This is a genomic window from Alteribacter natronophilus, assembly GCF_006007885.1.
GTDB classification, from domain to species: Bacteria; Bacillota; Bacilli; order Bacillales; family Salisediminibacteriaceae; genus Alteribacter; species Alteribacter natronophilus.
Genome location: NZ_VCRO01000001.1, coordinates 1,324,778 through 1,346,578, shown reverse-complemented (window position 1 = coordinate 1,346,578; position 21,801 = coordinate 1,324,778). Strand labels below are relative to the sequence as shown.

The window sequence follows — 21,801 nt, the reverse complement described above, 5'->3', positions numbered from 1 at the left end:
GCATGAGTTGCCGGGTCAGGGAGAAGGATATAGAAATGGATAGTAACACTACAATACCGCTGTTGGCCAATAAAGATCCAGCGGAGTCAATAGCACTATCCAATCATTATAAATTAGGCCGATTCTTTTCCCGTTCGGATTGTGTACACTAATAAGATGACTTACATAAAGGAGTGACCGGCGTGACAGAAGCAGATCAGGATATCAGGTATAAAAAAGTCAGGCTGGGCGCCTGGGTCGGAATTATAGGCAACGTCGTCCTCGCCGTGATTAAAGCCGTCACGGGGATTATGGCAAACAGCCGGGCGCTCGTGGCAGACGCCGTGCACTCTGCGTCCGATGTAGTGGGATCTGTAGCCGTACTGGTGGGCGTAAGGGCTGCCAGAATGCCGCCGGATGAAGATCACCCATACGGTCACGGTAAAGCGGAAACCGTGACGGCGATAATTGTTGCTGTCCTGCTTTTTATTGTCGGTTTTGAAATTGCACTCAACGCCGTGCAGGCACTTTTCGAACCAATTGCCATGCCTGGTATGGCTGCTATTTACGCGATCATTTTTTCCATCATCGTGAAAGAACTGATGTTTCGATATAAGATCCATTTGGGTAAAAAATACAGAAGTGATGCTCTCATCACAGATGCCTGGCACCACCGGTCCGATGTGTTCTCCTCGGCAGCTGCTCTGCTCGGGGTCGGGGCTTCCATTATTGGCGGGAATACCGGAATCGACTGGCTCGTCTACGCCGATCCGGTTGCCGGTTTCTTTGTGGCGATTCTGATCGGTAAAATGGCGTGGAAGCTGGGCAGTGAAGCGATTCACAACACCCTTGACCATGTCCTTCATGAAGAGGACACCGAAGAAATGTACAAAACAGCGCAGGAAGTGGAAGGTGTCCTGGAAATTAACGAACTTCTCGCACGTGAACATGGGCATTACGTCATTGTGGACATTAAAGTAGCGGTCGATCCCCACATTACGGTCGAAGAAGGGCATAGAATAGGAAAAAGAGTGAAAGACCGTCTGATGAAGGACGAATACGTTCAGGATGTCCGCGTTCATATCAACCCCTTTTCAGAGGACTGAACATCATTGAAGCAGTACGGATGAAAGCTGTCGCACTGCGCAGGAAGCGGGGCTTCAGATAAACTTACGATCATCAAATAATCGAGGAGAGAGGAGATGCTGCTGTTGAGAGGACAATGGGGACTGATTACCGGGATTATTGTGGCGCTGCTTATTTCTGTTTTTGCAGTAATCAATGTGGAGCCGGTGGAAGTGAACTATCTTGTAGGCCAGGCTGAATGGCCCCTCGTACTCGTTATTATCGGTTCGGTGCTGATGGGTGGCCTGATTGTTGGCGGGGTTGGGATATATAAAATCTACAGCCTCCAGAAACGGATCAGAAAGCTTGAACAGGAAAATGCAAAACTGGAGCCGGATCCTGCCAAACGTTCACGGGTTAAGGAACGAAGCGGCCACACGGGTTCAGAAGAGGCGGAAAAAAAGGAAATAACAAATCACAAACAATAGTCACGAGTGCGTTGTCACCCCTGACCCCCTCTTGTATAATAAACGGGTCAGGGGTGTTTTTTCATGCTGAAATCAAAAACGAGATGGAAAATAGAAACCGCAGACAAGGAGCTTGCCGAATCGATTGCAGCCGAAACAGGTCTTTCGGTTCTGGCGGCAAGACTGCTTGTACAGCGGGGATTTACTGATACAGAAGAAGCGAAACGTTTTATAAATATGGATGAATCGATCCTTCATGATCCGTTTCTTTTTAAAGGAATGAAGGAAGGAACCGAACGGATTAAACGTGCCATCGAAAACGGAGAAAGAATTCTGGTGTTCGGCGACTATGATGCCGATGGAGTGACGAGTACGAGTGTCATGTTCCAGACACTCCAGAAGCTCGGTGCCCAGGCCGGATACTACGTGCCGAACCGGTTTACGGAAGGATACGGGCCTAATGAAAATGCCTTCCGCCAGGCAAAAGAAGAGGGTGTCGGCGTAATCGTCACCGTCGATACGGGAATTTCCGCTGTGCATGAGGCTGAAGTGGCAAAAGAGCTCGGTATCGACCTTGTGATAACGGATCACCATGAGCCGCCGCCACAGATTCCGGATGCCTATGCCGTCATCAACCATAAACAGGAAGACTGCCCGTACCCGTTTAAGGATCTTGCTGGAGTTGGGGTGGCTTTTAAAACAGCCCAGGCACTCCTTGAACGTTTTCCAGAGGAGTTTCTCGACCTGTTTACCCTTGGCACTGTAGCAGATCTTGTACCTCTTACCGGAGAGAACCGCTACCTCGTCAAGAAGGGTCTGCAGGCGATTGCCGGTACTTCGCGCCCGGGGCTCCGCGCACTCATGGATCTTGCGGGCGTGGACGGGGACGAAGTTACAGAAGAACACGTCGGGTTTGCGCTCGGCCCCCGTCTGAATGCGGCAGGACGACTGGATTCCGCCCAGCCTGCCGTGGCTCTTTTACTGACCGAAGATCCGGCTGAAGGAGATGATATTGCCCGGCAGGTGGATGATCTGAATAAAGAACGGCAGAAAATCGTCAACGATATGACGAAGGAAGCTGTGGCACAGGTCGAAAAGGATGGTCCGGGGCCTGTCATCATTGTGGGACAGGAGGGCTGGAATGCCGGGGTCATCGGAATTGTCGCTTCCCGCCTTGTTGAAAAGTATTACCGTCCGACCATTGTGCTCAGCCTTGATTCGGAGACCGGCCTTGCAAAAGGGTCTGCCAGAAGTATTGAAGGCTTTGATATGTTCAGGAATCTTTCGGAATGCCGGGAGTGGCTTCCTCACTTTGGGGGGCACCCGATGGCTGCCGGTCTGACAATGGAAATGACGAACATAGACCAACTGCGCGTAAAGCTCGGTCAGCTGGCAGAAGCCGTCCTTACAGAGGACGATTACGTCCCGACACGGAGAATCGATCTGACTGCCGAAGTCAGTGAAATCACCGTCCAGGCGATAAACGATCTCAAAAGGCTTGCTCCTTTTGGAGTCGGGCATCCATCACCGAAAGTCCTTATTCCTGAAACGGGTATCGGCCAGTACAAAAAGATCGGTTCAAATAAGGATCATCTCAAGCTGACCTTTGAGCAGGACGGGGCAAAACTTGACGGCATCGGGTTTCGGGTCGGGGATCTGTACGAGCAGCTTACCCCGCTGGACCGCGTTGCTGTAATCGGTGATGTTTCCATAAACGAATGGAACGGCCATGTGAAACCGCAGCTCATTATTGACGATCTGAAAGTGGAAGACTGGCAGCTTTTTGATTACCGCGGCAAGTACGTGAACTGGACATCAATTCTTGAGCAGAACGAAAACGAAAAGCTGGTGTACGTGAAGTTCCGTCCGGAAACCGCTGTTCCTGCTGTGCTTGAAAATGCAGAAACGGAAGTGGTGGATGTGACTTCCGACAGAGATAACATCCTGCTTCCCGAAGGTGCCTCGGTTATTCTCGGTGACATTCCACCATCGGCAGAAGCGATGGAAACCCTCTTTCACGGATCGTTGCCGGGAAGAATTTATGCTGTATTTACCCAGGACGATGATACCTTTTTCCAAACGCTTCCTACTCGGGAGCATTTCAAATGGTATTATGCTTTTCTTGCAAAAAGGAAAACATTTAACCTTGAAAAACAGGCCAGGGATCTTGCAAAATATAAAGGCTGGACAAAAGATACGGTTGATTTTATGAGTCAGGTGTTTTTTGAACTGAACTTTGTTACAATAAACAATGGATTTGTGACGCTTCAGGATCAGCCGTCCCGGAAATCCCTGGAGGAATCTGCCCTGTACCAGAGCAGGGTCAGACAGAGCGAACTGGAAAACCAGCTCGTCTATTCATCCTACCGGGCTCTGAAACAGTGGTTTTCACCCCTGTTTGACCGTGAACCGGCAGGAAGCGTTCAGTAGCATAGAAGAATGTTCCCGCTTCCGGCCATCACGCCGATGCCCGGTACAGCGGGGCTTTCACTGTTACAGGGATACTCATACTTATTTGCAGTGATATTTAGGAGGAGACTGACATGGATTTTAAGGACTATATTACGGTTGTTTCCGATTTTCCAAAAGAGGGAATCCGTTTTAAGGATATTACGACACTGATGGAGAACGGTGAAGCCTACAAAAAAGCCATTGATGAAATGGCCGGTTTTGCCAAGGAGAAGGATATCGATGTGATTGTAGGGCCTGAAGCACGAGGCTTTGTTGTAGGATGCCCGATTGCCTACTCTCTCGGAATCGGTTTCGTACCGGTACGTAAAGCAGGAAAGCTCCCACGTGAGGTGCTGGAAGTGGACTACGGTCTGGAGTATGGTAAAGACAGCCTTAACATCCACAAAGATGCCATTAAACCGGGACAGAAAGTCATGATCACCGATGATCTGCTTGCTACAGGCGGAACAATTGAAGCGACGATTAAAATGGTGGAGGAGCTCGGCGGGATCGTAGCCGGAATTGCTTTCATGATTGAACTGACCTACCTTGACGGCCGTGACAAATTGAAAAATTACGACGTTTATACCCTGGTTTCATATTAAGGGACCGGGGAAAAAAGGAGTGCTCTGAAGGCACTCCTTTCATTTATCCCCCATGGTCAAAAATAAAATGACACGTCTTTAAAGGTTATGTTAAGATAATGTCAACTTATCATTTGCTCAAGAATTACCGCGTAAGAGAGTGGAGGGGCAAACGTGTGCATACACAGCGGCTCGGCTATGGCCGGGTTTTCTTTCAATGTTTATTCGACAAAATTCTCGTTTCATGGGCCTGTGTCAGGCGAAAGGCTGGCTGCACGTGTCAGCTCATCTGACAGAGTCTCAATGAACCGAAATCTTTGGAGTAAGGTGATTCCATGACAAGCGAACAAGTGCTTCAGATCGCAAGTGAATACCTGAGTGAGCAGGACGTGGCATACCTGCGCAGGGCGTATGAGCTGGCAGAACGTGCCCATGCAGAGCAGTTCCGTAAATCCGGTGAGCCCTATATTGCCCACCCGGTGCAGGTGGCGGGGATTTTGGCTGAACTGGGAATGGATCCGAAAACAATCGCCGCTGCGTTTCTGCATGATGTAGTGGAGGATACGGATGTTCCCCTGAAGGAAATTGCAGACGAATTTGATGAAGAAGTCGCCATGCTTGTCGACGGAGTCACGAAACTGGGGAAAATCAAGTACAAATCCAAGGAAGAACAGCAGGCGGAAAACCACCGTAAAATGTTTGTGGCCATGGCCAAAGACATCCGGGTAATCCTCATCAAACTTGCAGACCGCCTTCATAACATGCGGACGCTGAAACACCTTCCTCCCGAAAAACAGCGGCGGATCGCAAACGAGACACTGGAAATTTTTGCACCGCTCGCTCATCGGCTCGGTATTTCCACCATCAAATGGGAGCTCGAGGACACGTCGCTGCGCTATCTCAATCCCCAGCAGTATTACCGGATTGTGAACCTGATGAAGAAAAAGCGGGCCGAGCGGGAGACGTATGTGGATGAAGTAAAATCCAGGATTCAGGAACGGCTGGCGAGTGTAAACGTGGAAGCGGAAATTCACGGACGTGCCAAGCATATTTACAGCATTTACCGCAAAATGGCGCTTCAGAACAAGCAGTTTAACGAAATCTACGACCTGCTTGCTGTGCGTATCGTTGTAAAAAACATTAAGGACTGTTATGCAGTACTTGGAATCATTCATACACACTGGAAGCCGATGCCTGGGCGTTTCAAGGATTATATTGCCATGCCCAAAGCGAATATGTACCAGTCACTTCATACGACTGTGATCGGTCCCAAAGGCGATCCCCTTGAAGTGCAGATCCGTTCAGAGGATATGCATAAAGTTGCAGAGTACGGTGTGGCAGCCCACTGGGCCTACAAAGAGCAGAAAACAGTGGATGACAGTGAAAGCCTTGAGACGAAACTGTCATGGTTCCGAGAAATTATTGAGTGGCAGAACGATACAAACGACGCGCAGGAATTTATGGAATCCCTTAAAATAGACCTTTTCTCGGATATGGTCTTCGTATTTACACCCAAGGGAGATGTGATTGAGCTTCCGAAAGGATCCGTGCCGCTTGATTTTGCCTACCGGATTCATACAGAGATCGGCAACCGCTGTATCGGTGCAAAAATAAATGGGAAAATGGTGCCGCTTGACCACGAGCTGAAGACAGGCGACATTGTGGATATTCTTACGTCCAAGCATTCGTATGGTCCAAGTCAGGACTGGCTCAAGCTCACCCAGAGTTCCCATGCGAAGAACAAAATCCGCCAGTGGTTCAAAAAAGAGCGCCGGGAAGAAAACGTGGAAAAAGGCCGCGAAATGGTGGAACGGGAAATCGACCGTAAAGGCTATGAACAGAAGGAAGTGCTCACCGAGGAGAACCTTAATCGAGTGGCAAACAAGTTCAACTTTACGTCAGAGGAAGATATGTACGCAGCGGTGGGCTATAACGGCATTACTGCCGCCCAGATCGTCACCCGTCTTACCGATAACATTCGGAAGCAGCAGGAAGACGAGCTCGATCAGCAGACAATCACAGAAGCCGTTGAGGATCTTAAAACCTATGGTACACCGAAAAAAGGCAGTGTCGGAGTCAGAGTTAAGGGAATTGATAACCTCCTTATCCGTCTGAGCCGCTGCTGCAACCCGGTGCCGGGCGATGATATCGTCGGCTATATTACCAAGGGGCGCGGTGTAAGTATTCACAGGAGCGACTGTCCAAACGTAGATAACAGTGAAGCCCAGACCCGACTTCTCCCGGTTGAATGGGAGGGCGGCCAGCAGAAATCGAAAAACTATAATGTGGACATTGAAATTTCCGGATTTGACCGCAGAGGTCTCCTGAACGAAGTGCTTCAGGCTGTAGCGGAAACGAAAACAAACATCAACGCTGTTTCAGGAAAATCGGATAAGAATAAAATGGCTACGATAGATATGACGATTTCGATTCAGAACATTTCCCACCTTCACAAAGTTGTGGAGCGGGTTAAGCAGATCCCGGACATCTATGCGGTCCGCAGGATTATGCATTAACGTTTTCCGTATGGACTAAATCGGTATGGTATGGACTAAATTTGAGTGCCGGGCGCCCGCTGTGGTGCCCGGTTCTGAATTTAGGAGAAAGGGTGAAGCAGCGATGAAAGTAGTTGTACAGCGGGCCAAAAACGGCCGTGTAATTGCAGATGGAGAAGTTACCGGCGAAATATCCGCAGGTCTTATGCTCCTCGTCGGTGTCACACATGAAGACGGGGAAGAGGACGTGCGCTTTTGTGCGGACAAAATAGCACACCTTCGTATTTTCGAAGATGAAAACAGAAAAATGAATAACAGTGTGCTTGATGCAGGGGGACAGATTCTGTCTGTATCCCAGTTCACCCTTTACGGGGACTGCCGGAAGGGACGCAGACCGAACTTCATGAACGCCGCAAAACCCGAACAGGCAAACGAACTTTACGAGCAGTTTAACGACCGGCTGAGAGAAAACGGTCTTGAGGTGGAAACCGGCCGTTTCGGCGCCATGATGGATGTGGAATTTACGAATGACGGCCCAGTGACACTGATCGTGGACAGCAAGGAATAATTTCAGCATTGCTGTCATTCTGCAGGAGATCTGTCCGTCTAAAATTTCCCCGATCTGGGTAACCTATGAGAAAGGTTGCCGGAAAAGGGGCTGATGTAATGCGAAGCGGACACTCGCAAAATGATAAAACAAGACGGACGGACCACCTGATGAACGTGGATCTGCACCGTTTTTCAGTACAGGAGGAAACACAGACAAACTTTGAACTGGCAAGTGAATTCGGTTTGTCCCTGCACGATGTGAAAACGCTGAAAAAGAAAATGGGACGAAATTAGTTTCAACATCTTCTTGACATCCCCACACTCAGTTCGTATGATAGATTCATCCTTATTAACGGAATACATAAAACCGATGACAGAGCACAGTAACCGGGATTCCCTTTAGCCCAGAGAGAAGGTGCCGCAGGCTGCAAGCACCATCCGAAGGCCCTGGTGAATGAACACTCTGTAGGTGTTTTTTTGAACGGACATACACCCGTGGAGGTGTCCCGGTCCCATTAGAGAAAACCGCCAGTTGACGGCGTTATCCAATGAGCGGACCAGGCACGGCTATGCCTGCACGGTCAACTGGGGTGGTACCACGGGAGAAAGACTCTCGTCCCTGTAAATCTTTACAGGGGCGGGAGTTTTTTGTGTTTTAAAAAGGAAGGATCGAACCGGTATAACGGCGATCTGACCTGAAGGTATCACAGAAAAGATCCTGCCTCTGCAGATCCCAATAACAAAGGGTGCAAGGCACCCGAGAAGGAGGAACCAGTATGAAATATAAAATTCCCCGCGGAACACAGGACATTCTTCCGGCAACCTCGCCACTCTGGCGAATTGTTGAGGAAAAAGCACACGACCTCTGCCGGAGATACAATTACAAGGAAATCCGTACACCGATGTTTGAACAGACAGAGCTGTTTGCAAGAGGTGTAGGGGATACAACCGATATTGTTCAGAAGGAAATGTATACATTCGAAGACCGGGGCGGAAGAAGTCTTACACTTCGTCCTGAAGGAACAGCTTCTGTTGCCCGTTCTTATGCGGAAAACAAAATGCACGGGTGGGCGGACCAGCCGGTGAAGCTTTATTACATCGGACCGATGTTCCGTTACGAACGTCCGCAGTCAGGCCGGATGCGGCAGTTCGTTCAGTTCGGAGTTGAGGCGATGGGGAGCGACGATCCGGCGATCGATGCAGAAGTAATCGCCCTTGCCATGAACTTTTATCAGGAGCTGGGTCTCAAAGGCCTCAAGCTCGTCATTAACAGCCTGGGAGACAAAGAGAGCCGGAATGCACACAGGTCGGCGCTTGTGAATCACTTTGAACCGAGAATCAGTGAATTCTGCGGAGACTGCCAGCAGCGGCTGGAAACAAACCCGCTCCGCATTCTTGACTGTAAAAAAGACCGGGATCATGAGCTGATGGCAACAGCACCTTCGATTCTTGACTATCTCAGTGATGAATCGTCAGCCTACTTTAAAAACGTCCAGCGTTACCTTGAATCCATGAACATTCCCTATACTGTTGATTCCGGGCTGGTCAGAGGGCTTGATTACTACAACAGCACGGCTTTTGAAATTATGCTCGAAGGAGACGGGTTCGGCGCAATCACTACCCTCATGGGCGGGGGGCGCTACAACGGTCTTGTGGAAGATCTTGGCGGACCTGAAACCCCGGGAATCGGCTTTGCACTAAGCCTCGAACGTCTTCTTATGGCACTGGAAACACAGGGAATTGAACTTCCGGTGGAAGAGGGCATCGATGCCTATCTTGTTACAATGGGTGATAACGCGAAACAGCATGCACCGGCACTGCTTCACCGCCTTCGCGCAGCCGGTATTGCAGCGGAAGCGGATTACATGAATAAAAAAATGAAAGGCCAGTTCAAGGCTGCGGATCGTCAGAAAGCGGCATTCACTCTTGTAATAGGGGACGACGAACTTGAAAACGGAACTGTCGTGCTGAAAAACACTGAAACCGGAGAGCAGGAAAACATTCCTGAGGAAAAGGCTATTGAGAAAATAAAGGAAGAGAGAGGGGCATAAACAATGGCAGCACGTACACATAAATGCGGCGAAGTACTTGAAGAACTTATCGGACAGCGCGTCCGTCTGAAAGGGTGGGTCAAAAAAAGACGTGATCTCGGACAGGTCATTTTCGTAGATCTTCGTGACCGTTCCGGGTTCGTTCAGATTGTCTTCAATGGCGAGAAAGAGCCGCAGGCCTTCGCAGCAGGAGAAAAAGTCCGAAACGAATACGTTATCGAAATTGAGGGTGAAGTTCTAAAGCGTGATGCCGAAAACGTTAACGAAAAGATCGCTACAGGGAAAGTGGAGGTCATGGTTGACGAGGTGAAGATTCTTAACGCTGCGAAAGGACTTCCGTTTGTGATTGAGGATAACGTTGACGTTTCGGAGGATGTGCGCCTGAAATACCGTTATCTCGACCTTCGCCGTCCGAAAATGCAGGAAACAATGTACCTGCGTCACAAAACGACGAAGTTTATCCGTGACTACCTTGACGAAGAGGCGTTCATGGAAATCGAAACACCGATGCTCACAAAGAGCACCCCTGAAGGTGCCCGTGACTATCTCGTGCCCTCCCGAGTCCATCATGGTGAATTTTACGCACTGCCGCAGTCACCGCAGCTGTTCAAGCAGCTTCTGATGGTATCCGGTTTTGAGCGCTACTACCAGGTAGCCCGCTGTTTCCGCGATGAAGATCTCCGTGCAGACCGCCAGCCGGAATTTACCCAGGTGGATATCGAAGCAAGCTTCATGGAAAAAGAAGACCTGCTTGCGATGATGGAAGACATGATGGTGAGACTTGTTGAAAAAGTAAAAGGTGTTAAAGTGGAGACTCCTTTTGCCCGCCTTACCTACGACGAGGCGATGAACCGCTATGGTTCCGATAAACCTGACACGCGCTACGGAATGGAACTGGTTGATGTGTCCGAAGTGGTAAAAGACAGCGGATTTAAAGTGTTCGCCTCCACCGTCCAAAAAGGCGGAGTCGTAAAAGGAATCTGTGTCAAAGGTGTGGCTGATCAGTACTCCCGCAAGGATCTTGACGGGCTCGGATCGTTTGTGGAAGTATACGGCGCAAAAGGCCTTGCGTGGCTCAAAGTGGAAGAAGGCGGCGACCTGAAAGGGCCGATTGCGAAATTCTTTGGTGACGCTGAAAAGAAAGCAGTTATCGATGCGTTTGGCGCGGAAGCAGGGGACGTCCTGTTTTTCGTAGCCGATAAAATCCGCGTTGCGTGGGACAGCCTCGGTGCTCTGCGTCAGAAGTTTGCCCGCGACCATGAGCTGATTGACCACTCCCGATACAACTTCCTCTGGGTAACGGAATTCCCGCTTCTGGGATACGATGAGGAAGAAGACCGTTATGTGGCGGAACACCATCCGTTTACACGACCGGTAGCCGAAGACGAGGAGAAGCTCACGAGCGAACCGGAAAATGTCCGGGCTGAAGCCTATGACCTCGTACTGAACGGTTATGAGCTCGGAGGCGGTTCCCAGCGTATTTTTGAGCGTGAACTGCAGGAGAAAATGTTCACAGCTCTTGGCTTCTCGGATGAAGAGGCGAAAAGCCAGTTCGGGTTTCTGCTGGATGCATTTGAATACGGCACACCGCCCCACGGCGGAATCGCACTGGGCCTTGACCGCCTTGTCATGATCCTCGCCGGCCGCACCAACCTCCGGGAAACAATTGCCTTCCCGAAAACAGCAAGTGCAAGCTGTCTTCTGACAAAAGCACCGTCCGAAGTGAGCGGTGCTCAGCTTGAGGAACTGAACCTGAGCATCATGCCGAAAAAGAAAAGCGAAGAAGAGTAATCAGCCGATAAAACAGCGGCCGGGAAGGAAACTGCTTCCCGGCCGTTTTATATTCAGGGGAGATCTGCGTAATTAATTGATAAAAAATTTAATTTTTCAGGTTTATTCATGAAATTATGGGGTACACATATACTAAGACAAAGATTAAGTCTCTTATTTCGGAGGTTTGATCATAAGGGTCCTAGATTGCTCGTGAACACTCTACTGCTTGAGCCAACACATCAACATTGGGAGCCCCTGAAGTTCTTACTTGGAGTACAGGCCTCAACTGCAACCGGAGGAAGTGTGAAGAGAAAGACCGGGCACCCACCTGCCAGCGCAGGTTCAAAGCAAGAGGATTAAGCAACGGCACTACCGGGATCCTTATCCATACTTAATTTTAAGCTGTCTCTTTAACTGAGACAGCTTTTTTGCTGTTAAGCTGCATTGATGGTGGGTGGGGTGGGAGCTCTATGAGTCGTATTAAAACGCGGCGCTGGTGGAGGAGATGTGATGTGAAAAGCGGCGAATCGTATTAAAACGCGCCGCTGGTGGAGGAGATGTGATGTGAAAAGCGGCGAATCGTATTAAAACGCGCCGCTGGTGGAGGAGATATGATGTGAAAAGCGGCGAATCGTATTAAAACGCGCCGCTGGTGGAGGAGATATGATGTGAAAAGCGGCGAATCGTATTAAAACGCGCTGCTGGTGGAGGAGATATGATGTGAAACGCGGCGAATCGTATTAAAACGCGCTGCTGGTGGAGGAGATATGATGTGAAAAGCGGCGAATCGTATTAAAACGCGCTGCTGGTAAAAGAGTTATCATATGAAAACCCGCAAGTCCTATCAGAACGCACACAAAAAAGCACACCACCGAACAACGGCAGCGTGCTTATTCCTATTTGGCAATCTTCTCCAGGTTTCCGTTTTTGTCCATTTTAAACGCCGGTGCAGCGCGGTCTTCGCTGTCTTCTTCTTCGAGAAGAGCCATACGTCGTGCGCGGTTCATAATCTGGATGATCGACTGATAGTCTTCTTCTACTACTTTATGTTCCTGCTCAAGTTCCTTCAGTTTCTCCTCAAGTTCAGCTACTTTACGGTTAAGTCTGTCATTTTCCCTGACCAGACGGTCATTTTCCACTTTGGCAGTAGCAGACATGTAATTATTCTGGGCCAGACGTTCCAGGAAGTCGATGACGTCTGTCAGGTTCAGTTCCCGTTTGCGTGGAAGCTGCGAAGTCATTACGGGAGCCACGGCCATTTCCTCTGAAGCTTCTGTCTGAACCACAGTTCCAGTTTCCTGTCCTGTCGACTGCAGTTCACTTGAAGTCTCTGCTTCAAAAACAGGTTCCTGATGATAATCCGGAGATGGCGGAGGGGAGGCAATCCGGTTTCCTGAAGCGGAAGGGCGGGCTTCGTTTGCCTGACGGCGCTTGCGTTCCTTGCGATGTTTCTTTGCTAGTTTGATTGCATCATCGTATTTATTCCGAACGACAGCATTCCAGCGGAACCCGCATGCTGCCGAGGTTCTGTTCAGAGCATCACCGACTTCGTCGAACGCGTTGAGCTGGGTGCTTCCTTCCCTGATATGTCTGAGTACCGTTTCTGCCAGGAGGAGATCATCTTCCTGTGACCATGCATCTTGTCTTACTTTCATCATTGCACAATCCTTTCTCTGTTAAGAATGGTAACGTATTCCTAACATGGACACAAAGACGGTGAAATATACCAGACTTCCGGAAAAATACTAGCTTCAGCAGCGGGATGAGACTGTTAACTAGTTTGCGGGATTTAAAATAAATTTCATATGCGTACCATTAAAAAAGCTGTGGCGGTAAAGTGTTCTGTAACCGAATAAGGCTCCCATTATCACTTTTTTGATAACGGGAGCCTTATAATGGTTCAGTTATGATTACAGTACTCATCATAATAGCGGGACGTCTTCGGGAAAGCAGGAGCTTGAGACCGACGGGGCGGTTTACCGGCGGGCTGGCCTATTTACCTTTACTTTTACGGTCTTCAAAGTAATCAAGACGTTTCCGGACCGTTTTTTCGTAGCCATTATCAGACGGGGAGTAAAAAGATTTTTTCAGCAGATGGTCCGGTAGATACTGCTGGGGTACATAATGGTTTTCGTAATTATGGGGGTATTTGTAACCTTCCCCATGCCCCAGTTTCGCTGCACCTTTGTAGTGTGCGTCCCTCAGGTGGACAGGTACATCACCTTTCTTTTCTTTTTCGACGGCGGCAAGGGCAGCATCTATACCTGTAATAACAGCGTTACTCTTTGGTGCGGTGGCGAGGTAGAGGGTCGCTTCCGCAAGAGGGATCCGTGCCTCTGGGAGACCGACAAATTCCACAGCATTCGCTGCTGCCTGTGCAATAAGCAGGGCGTTCGGGTCTGCCAGTCCCACATCCTCAGCCGCATGAACATATAGTCTGCGGGCAATAAATTTTGCATCTTCACCTGCATAGATCATTTTAGCCAGCCAGTACAGGGCTGCATCGGGATCGGAACCGCGGATACTTTTTATAAATGCAGAAACCGTATCGTAATGGTTGTCCCCCTGTTTGTCGTAATGGACCACCCGTTTCTGAATGGATGCCTCGGCTGCGGGAAGGTCAATGACGATCCGGCCGTTCTCATCCGGGTCAGTTGTAAGTACGGCAAGTTCCAGTGCGTTCAGGACTGTACGTGCATCACCGGCTGCCACATGGATAAGATGGTTACGGGCATCTTTCTTCAGATCGATGTCATACTCGCCGAAACCTCTTTCCTTATCTGTAAGGGCCCGGTCGATGACGCTGCCTACCTGTTTATCATCGAGGGAGGACAGGCGGAACAGTCTTGAACGGGAAATCAGGGCCGGATTTACTTCAAACATGGGGTTTTCCGTAGTGGCACCGATGAGGATTACCGTGCCGTCTTCCACGAAGGGTAAAAGAGCGTCCTGCTGTCCTTTGTTGAAACGGTGAATCTCATCAATAAAGAGAATGGTTTTCTCCGAGTCGTATTTCAGTCTCTGCCTGGCACGTTCGACGATTTCACGGACATCCTTAATACCGGCACTCACTGCGTTGAGCTGTTCGAAACGTGCGGACGTCGTATTGGCAATTACTTTGGCAAGCGTTGTTTTCCCGGTACCGGGAGGGCCGTGAAAGATCATGGCACTCAGCCGGTCAGCTTCTATCGCTCTCCTGAGAAGTGTACCTTTGCCGATAATGTCTTCCTGTCCGGCTACTTCATCGATCGTCCGTGGCCTCATTCGGGAGGCAAGAGGGCCTTTCGGGCGATCATCTTTAGGATAATCAAATAAGTCCACTGTAAAGTTCCTCCTTAATACAGGGATATATGGGATAAAAAGGAAAAGCGCACCCGTTGCAAATTGGCTGCTTCCCCGTTAAAATGCTAGTGGCTGACATGTATAAATAGAGAACATCATGATCATATCACGAATGAGATGTGCTGAACATTCTGTGCTATAATAATGGAAGAATGCACGAACGTGCACAGAAAATATAAAAAAACAATCATAAGCAGAGGAGACTGCCCGTGACAACTTTTTACCCCAGAGAGCAGTTCTTTTTCAGATGGGCAGTTTATATATTTGGTCTCGTTGTGATGAGCCTTGGTGTAGCCCTCATCATCCGTGCCGATCTCGGTGCCTCCCCCTGGGATGTACTTCATATCGGGCTGACGATGCAGTTTGGACTTACAATCGGAACCTGGACGGTTATCATGGGATTTTTTATGCTTATTACGGCAACGATGATGACAAAGGAATGGCCAAGGGCCGGTGCCTACCTGAATATGGTTCTGGTCGGATTATTTGTGGATATTCACCTGCTCTTAATCAGTACACCGGCTGTACTCGCTTTACAGACTGCTTTCCTTGCAGGAGGAATACTCCTGATGGGACTCGGTATTGGTATCTATATTTCACCCCGATGCGGGGCAGGGCCCAGAGACAGCTTCATGATTGCCGTTTCGGAAAGAACAGGCATGGGTGTATCGCGCGTTAGAGGGCTGATGGAGCTTACAGTTCTTGCAGGAGGATGGATGCTGGGTGGGCCGGTATTTTTGGGGACCATTGTGTTCAGCCTGACGATCGGTCATGTGACCGGGAAATGTCTCCCACTCTGCCAGAGCTGGATGGACCGAAGAATGGAAAGAGGGATCAGCGTTGAAAATATCAACTAAAGGAAGATACGGCCTTACAATTATGATGGCACTTGCCAGGAAATTCGGGGAAGGCCCGGTTTCGCTTAAATCTATTGCAAAGGATCACAAACTGTCCGAACACTACCTTGAACAGCTCATAGCACCGCTTAGAAATGCACAGCTCGTCAAAAGTGTCAGGGGAGCGTACGGCGGATATATGCTGTCAAAGGAACCTAAGGACATAACGGCAGGTGACATTATCCGGGTGCTGGAAGGGCCGATCAGTCCTGTGGAAGTTGTGGATGATGAAGAACCGGCCAAGCGGGATCTCTGGATAAAAATCCGGGATGCCGTTAAGGATGTACTGGACAGTACCACACTCGAGGATCTTGCAAACTACGAGGATCAGGGTGATCAGGAATATTACATGTTTTACATCTGATAAACGCATGGCGGACACCAGCAAGTGAGGCGGGGAGGATCAACACGCACTCACTTTTGTTCTGTCCGGACAAAATACTGTCTGAGGACGTTTTTTACTGAAGAGGTGAACAATAATGAAACGGATTTATCTGGATCACGCAGCCACTTCCCCTGTGGCAGCCGAAGTGGTGGAAGCGATGCGTCCTTTTTATGAGGGGGTATTCGGCAATCCTTCGAGCATCCATCATTTCGGCCGGGAAGCAAGACGGGGCCTTGATGAGGCCAGGGATACGATTGCCGGGGCAGTGAACGCCGGCTTTGATGAGATTATTTTCACAAGCGGCGGGACGGAATCGGACAACCTGGCCGTCATCGGTTATTCAATGGCAAACCGTGAAAAAGGCAGACACGTAATAACCACACAGGTGGAGCACCATGGGATTCTGCACGCATTTGAACATCTGGAAACGCTGGGGTTTGAGGTGACTTATCTTCAGGTGGACGAGTCAGGCAGGGTATCCGAAGATCAGGTGAGAGATGCTCTGCGCGAGGATACGATCCTCATATCCATTATGTACGGCAACAATGAAGTGGGAACCGTTCAGCCGGTGGAGGAAATCGGGGCAATCCTGACCGATCATCAGGCTGTTTTTCATACCGATGCCGTGCAGGCTTTCGGTCTGGCAGAAATAGATGTAAAAAAGCTTAATGTGGATATGCTGAGCGTCTCCGCCCACAAAATCAACGGGCCCAAAGGCACCGGATTTCTTTACCTTAAGAGCGGTCTTACGGTAAGTCCAGGTCTTTACGGCGGGGAACAGGAACGGAAACGCCGGGCGGGTACCGAAAATGTGGCCGGTGCAGCCGGTCTGAAAAAAGCAGTTGAGCTTGCCATTGAAAAACGGGAGGAACGTCTGGCGCTGTATGACAGTTTCCGTACGGCGATGATTCAGGTGTTTGATGAAGAGGGGCTCGATTTTCAGGTGAACGGCAGTTCCATGTATTATCTGCCACACATACTGAATGTCAGTTTTCCCGGAGCAAACGTAGAGTTAATGCTTACAAATCTTGATATATCAGGTATCGCGGCTTCAAGCGGATCCGCCTGCACAGCCGGCTCCATAGAGCCGTCCCATGTGCTGAGTGCCATGTTCCCGGAACAACCGGAACGGAGCCGGTCAGCGATCCGCTTCAGTTTTGGAGACGGCCTTACAGAAGAGGATATCCGCACTGCGGCCGAAAAGACAGCCAAAATCGTTACACGACTCACGGACTGACAGGAGGTGGAAATTGTGAGTATGAATAAAAAAGCACCGGAAGACACCCGTGTTATTGTCGGAATGTCCGGAGGCGTCGATTCTTCAGTAGCAGCCTATCTGCTCAAACAGCAGGGTTATGATGTAATCGGAATCTTTATGAAAAACTGGGATGACACGGATGAAAGCGGCGTATGTACAGCCACTACCGATTATGAAGACGTGATCCGCGTATGCAATCAGCTTGAGATCCCGTATTACGCCGTAAATTTTGAAAAGCAGTACTGGGACAAAGTATTTACGTATTTCCTTGAGGAATATAAAGCCGGCCGGACGCCGAACCCGGACGTGATGTGCAACAAGGAAATCAAGTTCAGAGCGTTTCTGGATCACGCGCTTTCACTCGGGGCGGATTATCTGGCTACCGGCCATTACGCCCGGGTAGAGCGTGATGAAGACGGCGTAAAAATGCTTCGGGGAGTCGACTATAACAAGGATCAGACGTATTTCCTCAACGCCCTCACCCAGGAGCAGCTTCAGCACGTCATGTTCCCTCTTGGGGAAATTGAAAAACCGCGTGTGCGCGAAATTGCCCTTGAAGCCGGTCTTGCCACAGCAAAGAAAAAAGATTCCACCGGGATCTGCTTTATCGGTGAGCGCAATTTCAAGGAATTCCTCAGTGAATTTCTCCCGGCCCAGCCCGGTAACATGGAAACAACGGATGGTGAAGTGAAGGGACGTCACGATGGTCTCATGTACTACACTCTTGGTCAGCGCCAGGGACTCGGCATTGGCGGAGCAGGGGAGCCGTGGTTTGTAGTGGGCAAAGACCTTGACCGAAACGTTCTGCTCGTAGGACAGGGCTATGATCATCCGGAGCTTTATTCGAATGGTCTCACTGCAGTGGGACTGAACTGGATTGACGTTCCTAAAGAAAACCGGTTTACGTGCACGGCGAAGTTCCGTTACCGTCAGGAGGACCAGCCTGTCACAGTTGAGCTTGACGGCAACGGTGAAGCCCGGGTCATGTTCGATGAGCCGCAGCGGGCAATTACGCCTGGCCAGGCAGTTGTCTTTTATGACGGCGATGTATGTCTTGGCGGCGGTACGATTGAAGAAGTCATTAAATAAGTCCGCTTTTCAGGGGAGACTCAACGCGGGACTTGCCGGCATCGCCGTGGAAAGCGAGCGTAAGGCATAAAGCGGAACTTTAAAGATTACAAAAAAACAACACAGAGGCTGGGACACAAAGAAAGTATTTAGATTAGAATCCGAACAAAAAGCTGACAAGCGGATGAAATATTCGCCGACTCCTGCGGGAAGAAAAGCGCAGGTGAGACCCCTTAAGTAGCGAAGCACGCGGAGGCTCAGCCGCTTCCCGCGGAAAGCGGCGTATATTTCAGGAGCGATTTTCAGCATCGCATATTAATTGTTCGGATTTGCGTCTGTAAAAATACTTCTGTCCCAGCCTCGCATTACTTTACTTAACACGTACTTCAAGTACGAAGATATATTTTTTCAGGGAGAGTGCATCACAATGGATAAAAACCAGCAGGCTGTTAAAGAAATGCAGGAAGGGGATCTTGAAGCGGCAGCGAAACTGTTAAACGAAGCCATAGAAGAAAACCCGGATGATCCTGTAGCCTACACAAACTTCGGAAACCTGCTCGCGGCAGTAAAAGAAGACGACAAGGCGATCCGATTTTTTGACAAAGCGATAACACTTGAAGGGGAAACCGCTGCTGCCCACTACGGAAAAGGAAATATCTTTTTTAACCGTGACGATTTCGACAATGCCATAGATGCCTATCAGACTGCCCTTTCTTACGGACTTAAGCAGGCAGACGTCTATTACATGCTCGGATTCAGTCACTACCAGAAAGGGGATATGTCCCGGGCACTGCCAAGCCTTCAGCGGTCTGCGGAACTGAACCCCCAGGACGTGGATGCACTGTTTTACTATGCTTTGACCCTTGCGCAGCTTGAACTGGTTGATCAGGCTATGGAAGCTTTTGAGGATGTAATTAAACTCGATCCGAAGCATGCAGACAGTTACTTTAACCTTGGTGTGGCCTACGCCTACAAGGAAGAAGGAGAGAAAGCGGTGGAGATGTTCGATAAGGCAATTCAAATCCAGCCCGATCACGTTCTGAGTCAGAACGGTAAGCGCCAGATTGAAGAACAGCTCAGACAGCAGTAAGGAAAGTCGGACGAGAAAGCAGGCGGATTGCCATGATCGGAACAGAGGAGACATTTCAGACCAATCATGTAAAAGGGGAACTCCTTCATCTTATTTATCATAATGAAGAAAGTCTTTATACCGTTGCGAAGGTCAAGGTGATTGAAACAAGCCTTGATCTTTCGGAGCGGGAATTGACGGTTGTCGGCGTTCTGCCAAAGCCTGAACACGATGTTACATACCTCTACCACGGTGAGATGAAGGATCATCCACGGTTTGGCCGGCAGTTTAAAGCCGAACAGGTGAGAAAAGAAGTTCCTCAGACAAAGCACGGGATCGTCCATTACCTTTCAAGCGAACGATTCCCGGGAGTGGGTCAGAAGACAGCTGAAAAAATTGTGGATGAACTGGGTGAAAATGCCCTGAGTGCTATTCTTGCCGATAAGGGAATTCTTGAACGGGTGAACGGTCTGAAGCAGGATAAGGCTGATCAGATATATAAGGTGCTTGTAGAGGAACAGGGTGTCGAACAGGTGCTTCTTACCCTTTACGATTACGGTTTCGGCCTTCAGCTTGCCATGAAAGTGTTCCAGGCCTACAAGCTCGACGCCATGCGAATCATCGAGGAAAACCCTTATCAGATGATTGAGGACGTGGAAGGAATCGGCTTTGCCAAAGCGGATGCCATCGGTCAGAAGCAGGGGCTTACGGGCAACCACCCGGACCGGATTAAGGCTGCCATCTTTTATGTTCTGACTGAACAGTCCATGAATAACGGTCACGTGTACACACCGACAAGGGATGTCCTCCTTGAGGCACAGCGTCTTTTAAGCGGAACGGAGCGTGTGAGTGAAGACGACATTGCCCGGCAGATTATTGAAATGGGCGAGGAGGACAAAGTCAAAGTTGAAGAAGACAGGATGTACCTGAATACGCTCTACTTTGCCGAGAAAGGAATTGTCACCAACCTTCACCGTCTCATCACCAGAGGAAAATCAGTGGAGGAATTTCCGGAGTCCGAATTTCTGAAGGCTCTTGGGAAAACAGAGGAGTCACTTGGGATTGAGTATGCTGATTCCCAGAAAGAAGCGATCCGGACCGCACTTACGTCCGGCGTAACGGTCCTTACCGGAGGGCCTGGAACCGGAAAAACGACAGTGATTAACGGACTGGTGGAAGTTTACGGCAGGTTAAAAGGTCTTTCGGTGAATCCGGATGACTATAAAAAGGATGATCAGTTTCCTGTAATTCTCGCTGCACCGACCGGACGTGCGGCCAAACGGATGAGTGAATCCACCGGTCTGCCTGCATCCACGATTCACCGTCTTCTCGGATACAAAGGAAATCAGGACGACCTGGAATACGGCGATCATCAGCAGCTGGAAGGAAACCTGATCATTCTCGATGAAATGTCGATGGTGGATACATGGCTGTGCAATCAGCTCCTCCGGGCCGTTCCCGATGAAATGCAGGTGCTCTTTGTAGGTGATGAGGATCAGTTGCCGTCAGTCGGACCGGGTCAGGTACTGAGCGATATTCTGAAGGCGCAAATTGTCCCTTCTGTCCAGCTGACCGCGATCTTCAGGCAGGCGGAAGGGTCGAGCATTATTACGTTTTCCCATGACATAAAAGACGGGAACAGGATTTCCGCAGAAAGTTCAGCCGGGAATGATCTGCGTTTTATCCCGTGTGGACCGCCGCAGGTGCCGGATGCGGTCAGGCAGATCTGTGAAAAAGCGGTGGCCCGGGGGTATTCCGCCCGCGATATCCAGGTGCTTGCTCCCATGTACCGGGGAGATGCAGGGGTAACAGCGCTCAATCAGATGCTCCAGGAGCTTTTTAACCCTCCAAAAGAACAGAAGCGGGAAGTGGCTTTTGGAGATGTCGTTTACCGGCACGGCGACATGGTTCTTCAGCTGGTTAATAACCCGGAGGAGAACGTTTATAACGGGGACCGCGGTGAAATCGTAGCCATATTTCTGCCAAAGGAAACAGAGCAGAATGAAACGATGATTGTAATCTCATTTGACGGTATTGAGGTGGCGTACTCGAAAAGCGATCTGAACCAGATTACTCACGCATACTGCTGCTCGATTCATAAATCCCAGGGAAGTGAATTTCCGATCGTGGTCATGCCTGTGATCCGCAATTATGCACGAATGCTCCGTAAAAACCTGATTTATACCGGGGTTACGCGGGCCAAGGATTTTCTGCTCCTTTGCGGGGACTGGGGTGCTGTCGAGCTTGCTGTGGGCCGGGACGACGATCTTGTAAGGAACACAACGCTCCGAAAAAAACTTAAAGAGGCATTTATGGAAGCCACTAACCAGCATGAGAAGACGGGTGCTGCCAAAGACTAAGAGTGTTCG

Annotated in this window: 17 protein-coding genes, 1 other RNA gene and 1 other annotated feature; of the genes, 16 read left to right on the top strand and 2 right to left on the bottom strand. The window is 49.7% G+C overall.

The genetic code is table 11. The features are described from left to right. The first annotated feature begins 182 nt into the window (after window positions 1-182). The 10 genes from FGB90_RS06775 (at window position 183) to ssrS (ending at window position 11,797) form a co-directional block, all read left to right on the top strand. On the top strand, window positions 183-1,085 hold the full coding sequence (locus tag FGB90_RS06775; protein ID WP_138809763.1) for a cation diffusion facilitator family transporter: 903 nt from the start codon (window positions 183-185) through the stop codon (window positions 1,083-1,085). Between the two features lie 105 nt (window positions 1,086-1,190). Continuing rightward, window positions 1,191-1,532 carry a LapA family protein gene (locus tag FGB90_RS06770; RefSeq protein WP_138809761.1) on the top strand — a complete coding sequence of 114 codons (342 nt, stop codon included), beginning with the start codon at window positions 1,191-1,193 and terminating at the stop codon, window positions 1,530-1,532. A 63-nt stretch (window positions 1,533-1,595) separates the two neighbouring features. Next, on the top strand, window positions 1,596-3,941 hold the full coding sequence (gene recJ / locus FGB90_RS06765; RefSeq protein WP_138809760.1) for a single-stranded-DNA-specific exonuclease RecJ: 2,346 nt from the start codon (window positions 1,596-1,598) through the stop codon (window positions 3,939-3,941). Window positions 3,942-4,054: 113 nt separating this feature from the next. Beyond that, the gene (locus tag FGB90_RS06760) at window positions 4,055-4,567 is read left to right on the top strand and encodes an adenine phosphoribosyltransferase (protein ID WP_138809758.1); all 513 of its coding nucleotides are present in this window, start codon (window positions 4,055-4,057) and stop codon (window positions 4,565-4,567) included. A 314-nt stretch (window positions 4,568-4,881) separates the two neighbouring features. Further along, window positions 4,882-7,062, top strand: coding sequence for a RelA/SpoT family protein (locus FGB90_RS06755; protein ID WP_138809756.1), 2,181 nt, complete (start codon window positions 4,882-4,884; stop codon window positions 7,060-7,062). A gap of 103 nt (window positions 7,063-7,165) precedes the next feature. Further along, window positions 7,166-7,609, top strand: a complete 444-nt coding sequence (dtd, locus tag FGB90_RS06750; protein WP_138809754.1) for a D-aminoacyl-tRNA deacylase — start codon at window positions 7,166-7,168, stop codon at window positions 7,607-7,609. 98 nt (window positions 7,610-7,707) lie between these two features. Continuing rightward, window positions 7,708-7,884, top strand: a complete 177-nt coding sequence (locus FGB90_RS19630) for a hypothetical protein (protein ID WP_171051727.1) — start codon at window positions 7,708-7,710, stop codon at window positions 7,882-7,884. A 67-nt stretch (window positions 7,885-7,951) separates the two neighbouring features. Then, window positions 7,952-8,214 (top strand) — a binding site (T-box leader). Between the two features lie 152 nt (window positions 8,215-8,366). Continuing rightward, window positions 8,367-9,641 (top strand): histidine--tRNA ligase, encoded by a 1,275-nt coding sequence (gene hisS / locus FGB90_RS06745; protein ID WP_138809752.1) that lies wholly within the window; start codon window positions 8,367-8,369, stop codon window positions 9,639-9,641. A 3-nt stretch (window positions 9,642-9,644) separates the two neighbouring features. Beyond that, complete coding sequence (gene aspS / locus FGB90_RS06740; protein ID WP_138809750.1) at window positions 9,645-11,432, top strand: aspartate--tRNA ligase; 1,788 nt, start codon at window positions 9,645-9,647, stop codon at window positions 11,430-11,432. A gap of 175 nt (window positions 11,433-11,607) precedes the next feature. Continuing rightward, window positions 11,608-11,797, top strand: a non-coding RNA gene (gene ssrS / locus FGB90_RS06735) — 6S RNA. Between the two features lie 513 nt (window positions 11,798-12,310). On the opposite strand, the gene FGB90_RS20095 is transcribed toward ssrS, so the two are convergent. Both FGB90_RS20095 and FGB90_RS06725 read right to left on the bottom strand, forming a co-directional pair. Continuing rightward, window positions 12,311-13,072 (bottom strand): RsfA family transcriptional regulator, encoded by a 762-nt coding sequence (locus tag FGB90_RS20095; protein ID WP_138809747.1) that lies wholly within the window; start codon window positions 13,070-13,072, stop codon window positions 12,311-12,313. A gap of 334 nt (window positions 13,073-13,406) precedes the next feature. After that, window positions 13,407-14,735, bottom strand: a complete 1,329-nt coding sequence (locus tag FGB90_RS06725) for an AAA family ATPase (protein ID WP_138809745.1) — start codon at window positions 14,733-14,735, stop codon at window positions 13,407-13,409. Window positions 14,736-14,965: 230 nt separating this feature from the next. Between FGB90_RS06725 and FGB90_RS06720 the strand changes: the two genes are divergently transcribed. The 6 genes from FGB90_RS06720 (at window position 14,966) to recD2 (ending at window position 21,792) form a co-directional block, all read left to right on the top strand. Continuing rightward, window positions 14,966-15,613, top strand: a complete 648-nt coding sequence (locus FGB90_RS06720; protein ID WP_138809744.1) for a YczE/YyaS/YitT family protein — start codon at window positions 14,966-14,968, stop codon at window positions 15,611-15,613. Then, on the top strand, window positions 15,597-16,016 hold the full coding sequence (gene cymR, locus FGB90_RS06715; RefSeq protein ID WP_138809742.1) for a cysteine metabolism transcriptional regulator CymR: 420 nt from the start codon (window positions 15,597-15,599) through the stop codon (window positions 16,014-16,016). The genes FGB90_RS06720 and cymR overlap by 17 nt, the downstream gene beginning before the upstream one ends. A 115-nt stretch (window positions 16,017-16,131) precedes the next feature. Next, window positions 16,132-17,274: a cysteine desulfurase family protein gene (locus tag FGB90_RS06710; RefSeq protein ID WP_138809740.1), complete on the top strand. Its 1,143-nt coding sequence runs from the start codon at window positions 16,132-16,134 to the stop codon at window positions 17,272-17,274. 21 nt (window positions 17,275-17,295) lie between these two features. Beyond that, complete coding sequence (gene mnmA, locus FGB90_RS06705) at window positions 17,296-18,384, top strand: tRNA 2-thiouridine(34) synthase MnmA (RefSeq protein ID WP_138810084.1); 1,089 nt, start codon at window positions 17,296-17,298, stop codon at window positions 18,382-18,384. Window positions 18,385-18,790: 406 nt separating this feature from the next. Next, window positions 18,791-19,453, top strand: coding sequence for a tetratricopeptide repeat protein (locus tag FGB90_RS06700; protein WP_138809738.1), 663 nt, complete (start codon window positions 18,791-18,793; stop codon window positions 19,451-19,453). Between the two features lie 32 nt (window positions 19,454-19,485). Continuing rightward, a complete protein-coding gene (gene recD2 / locus FGB90_RS06695; protein ID WP_138809736.1) occupies window positions 19,486-21,792 on the top strand; it encodes an SF1B family DNA helicase RecD2 in 2,307 nt (768 codons plus the stop codon). Window positions 21,793-21,801: the final 9 nt, after the last annotated feature.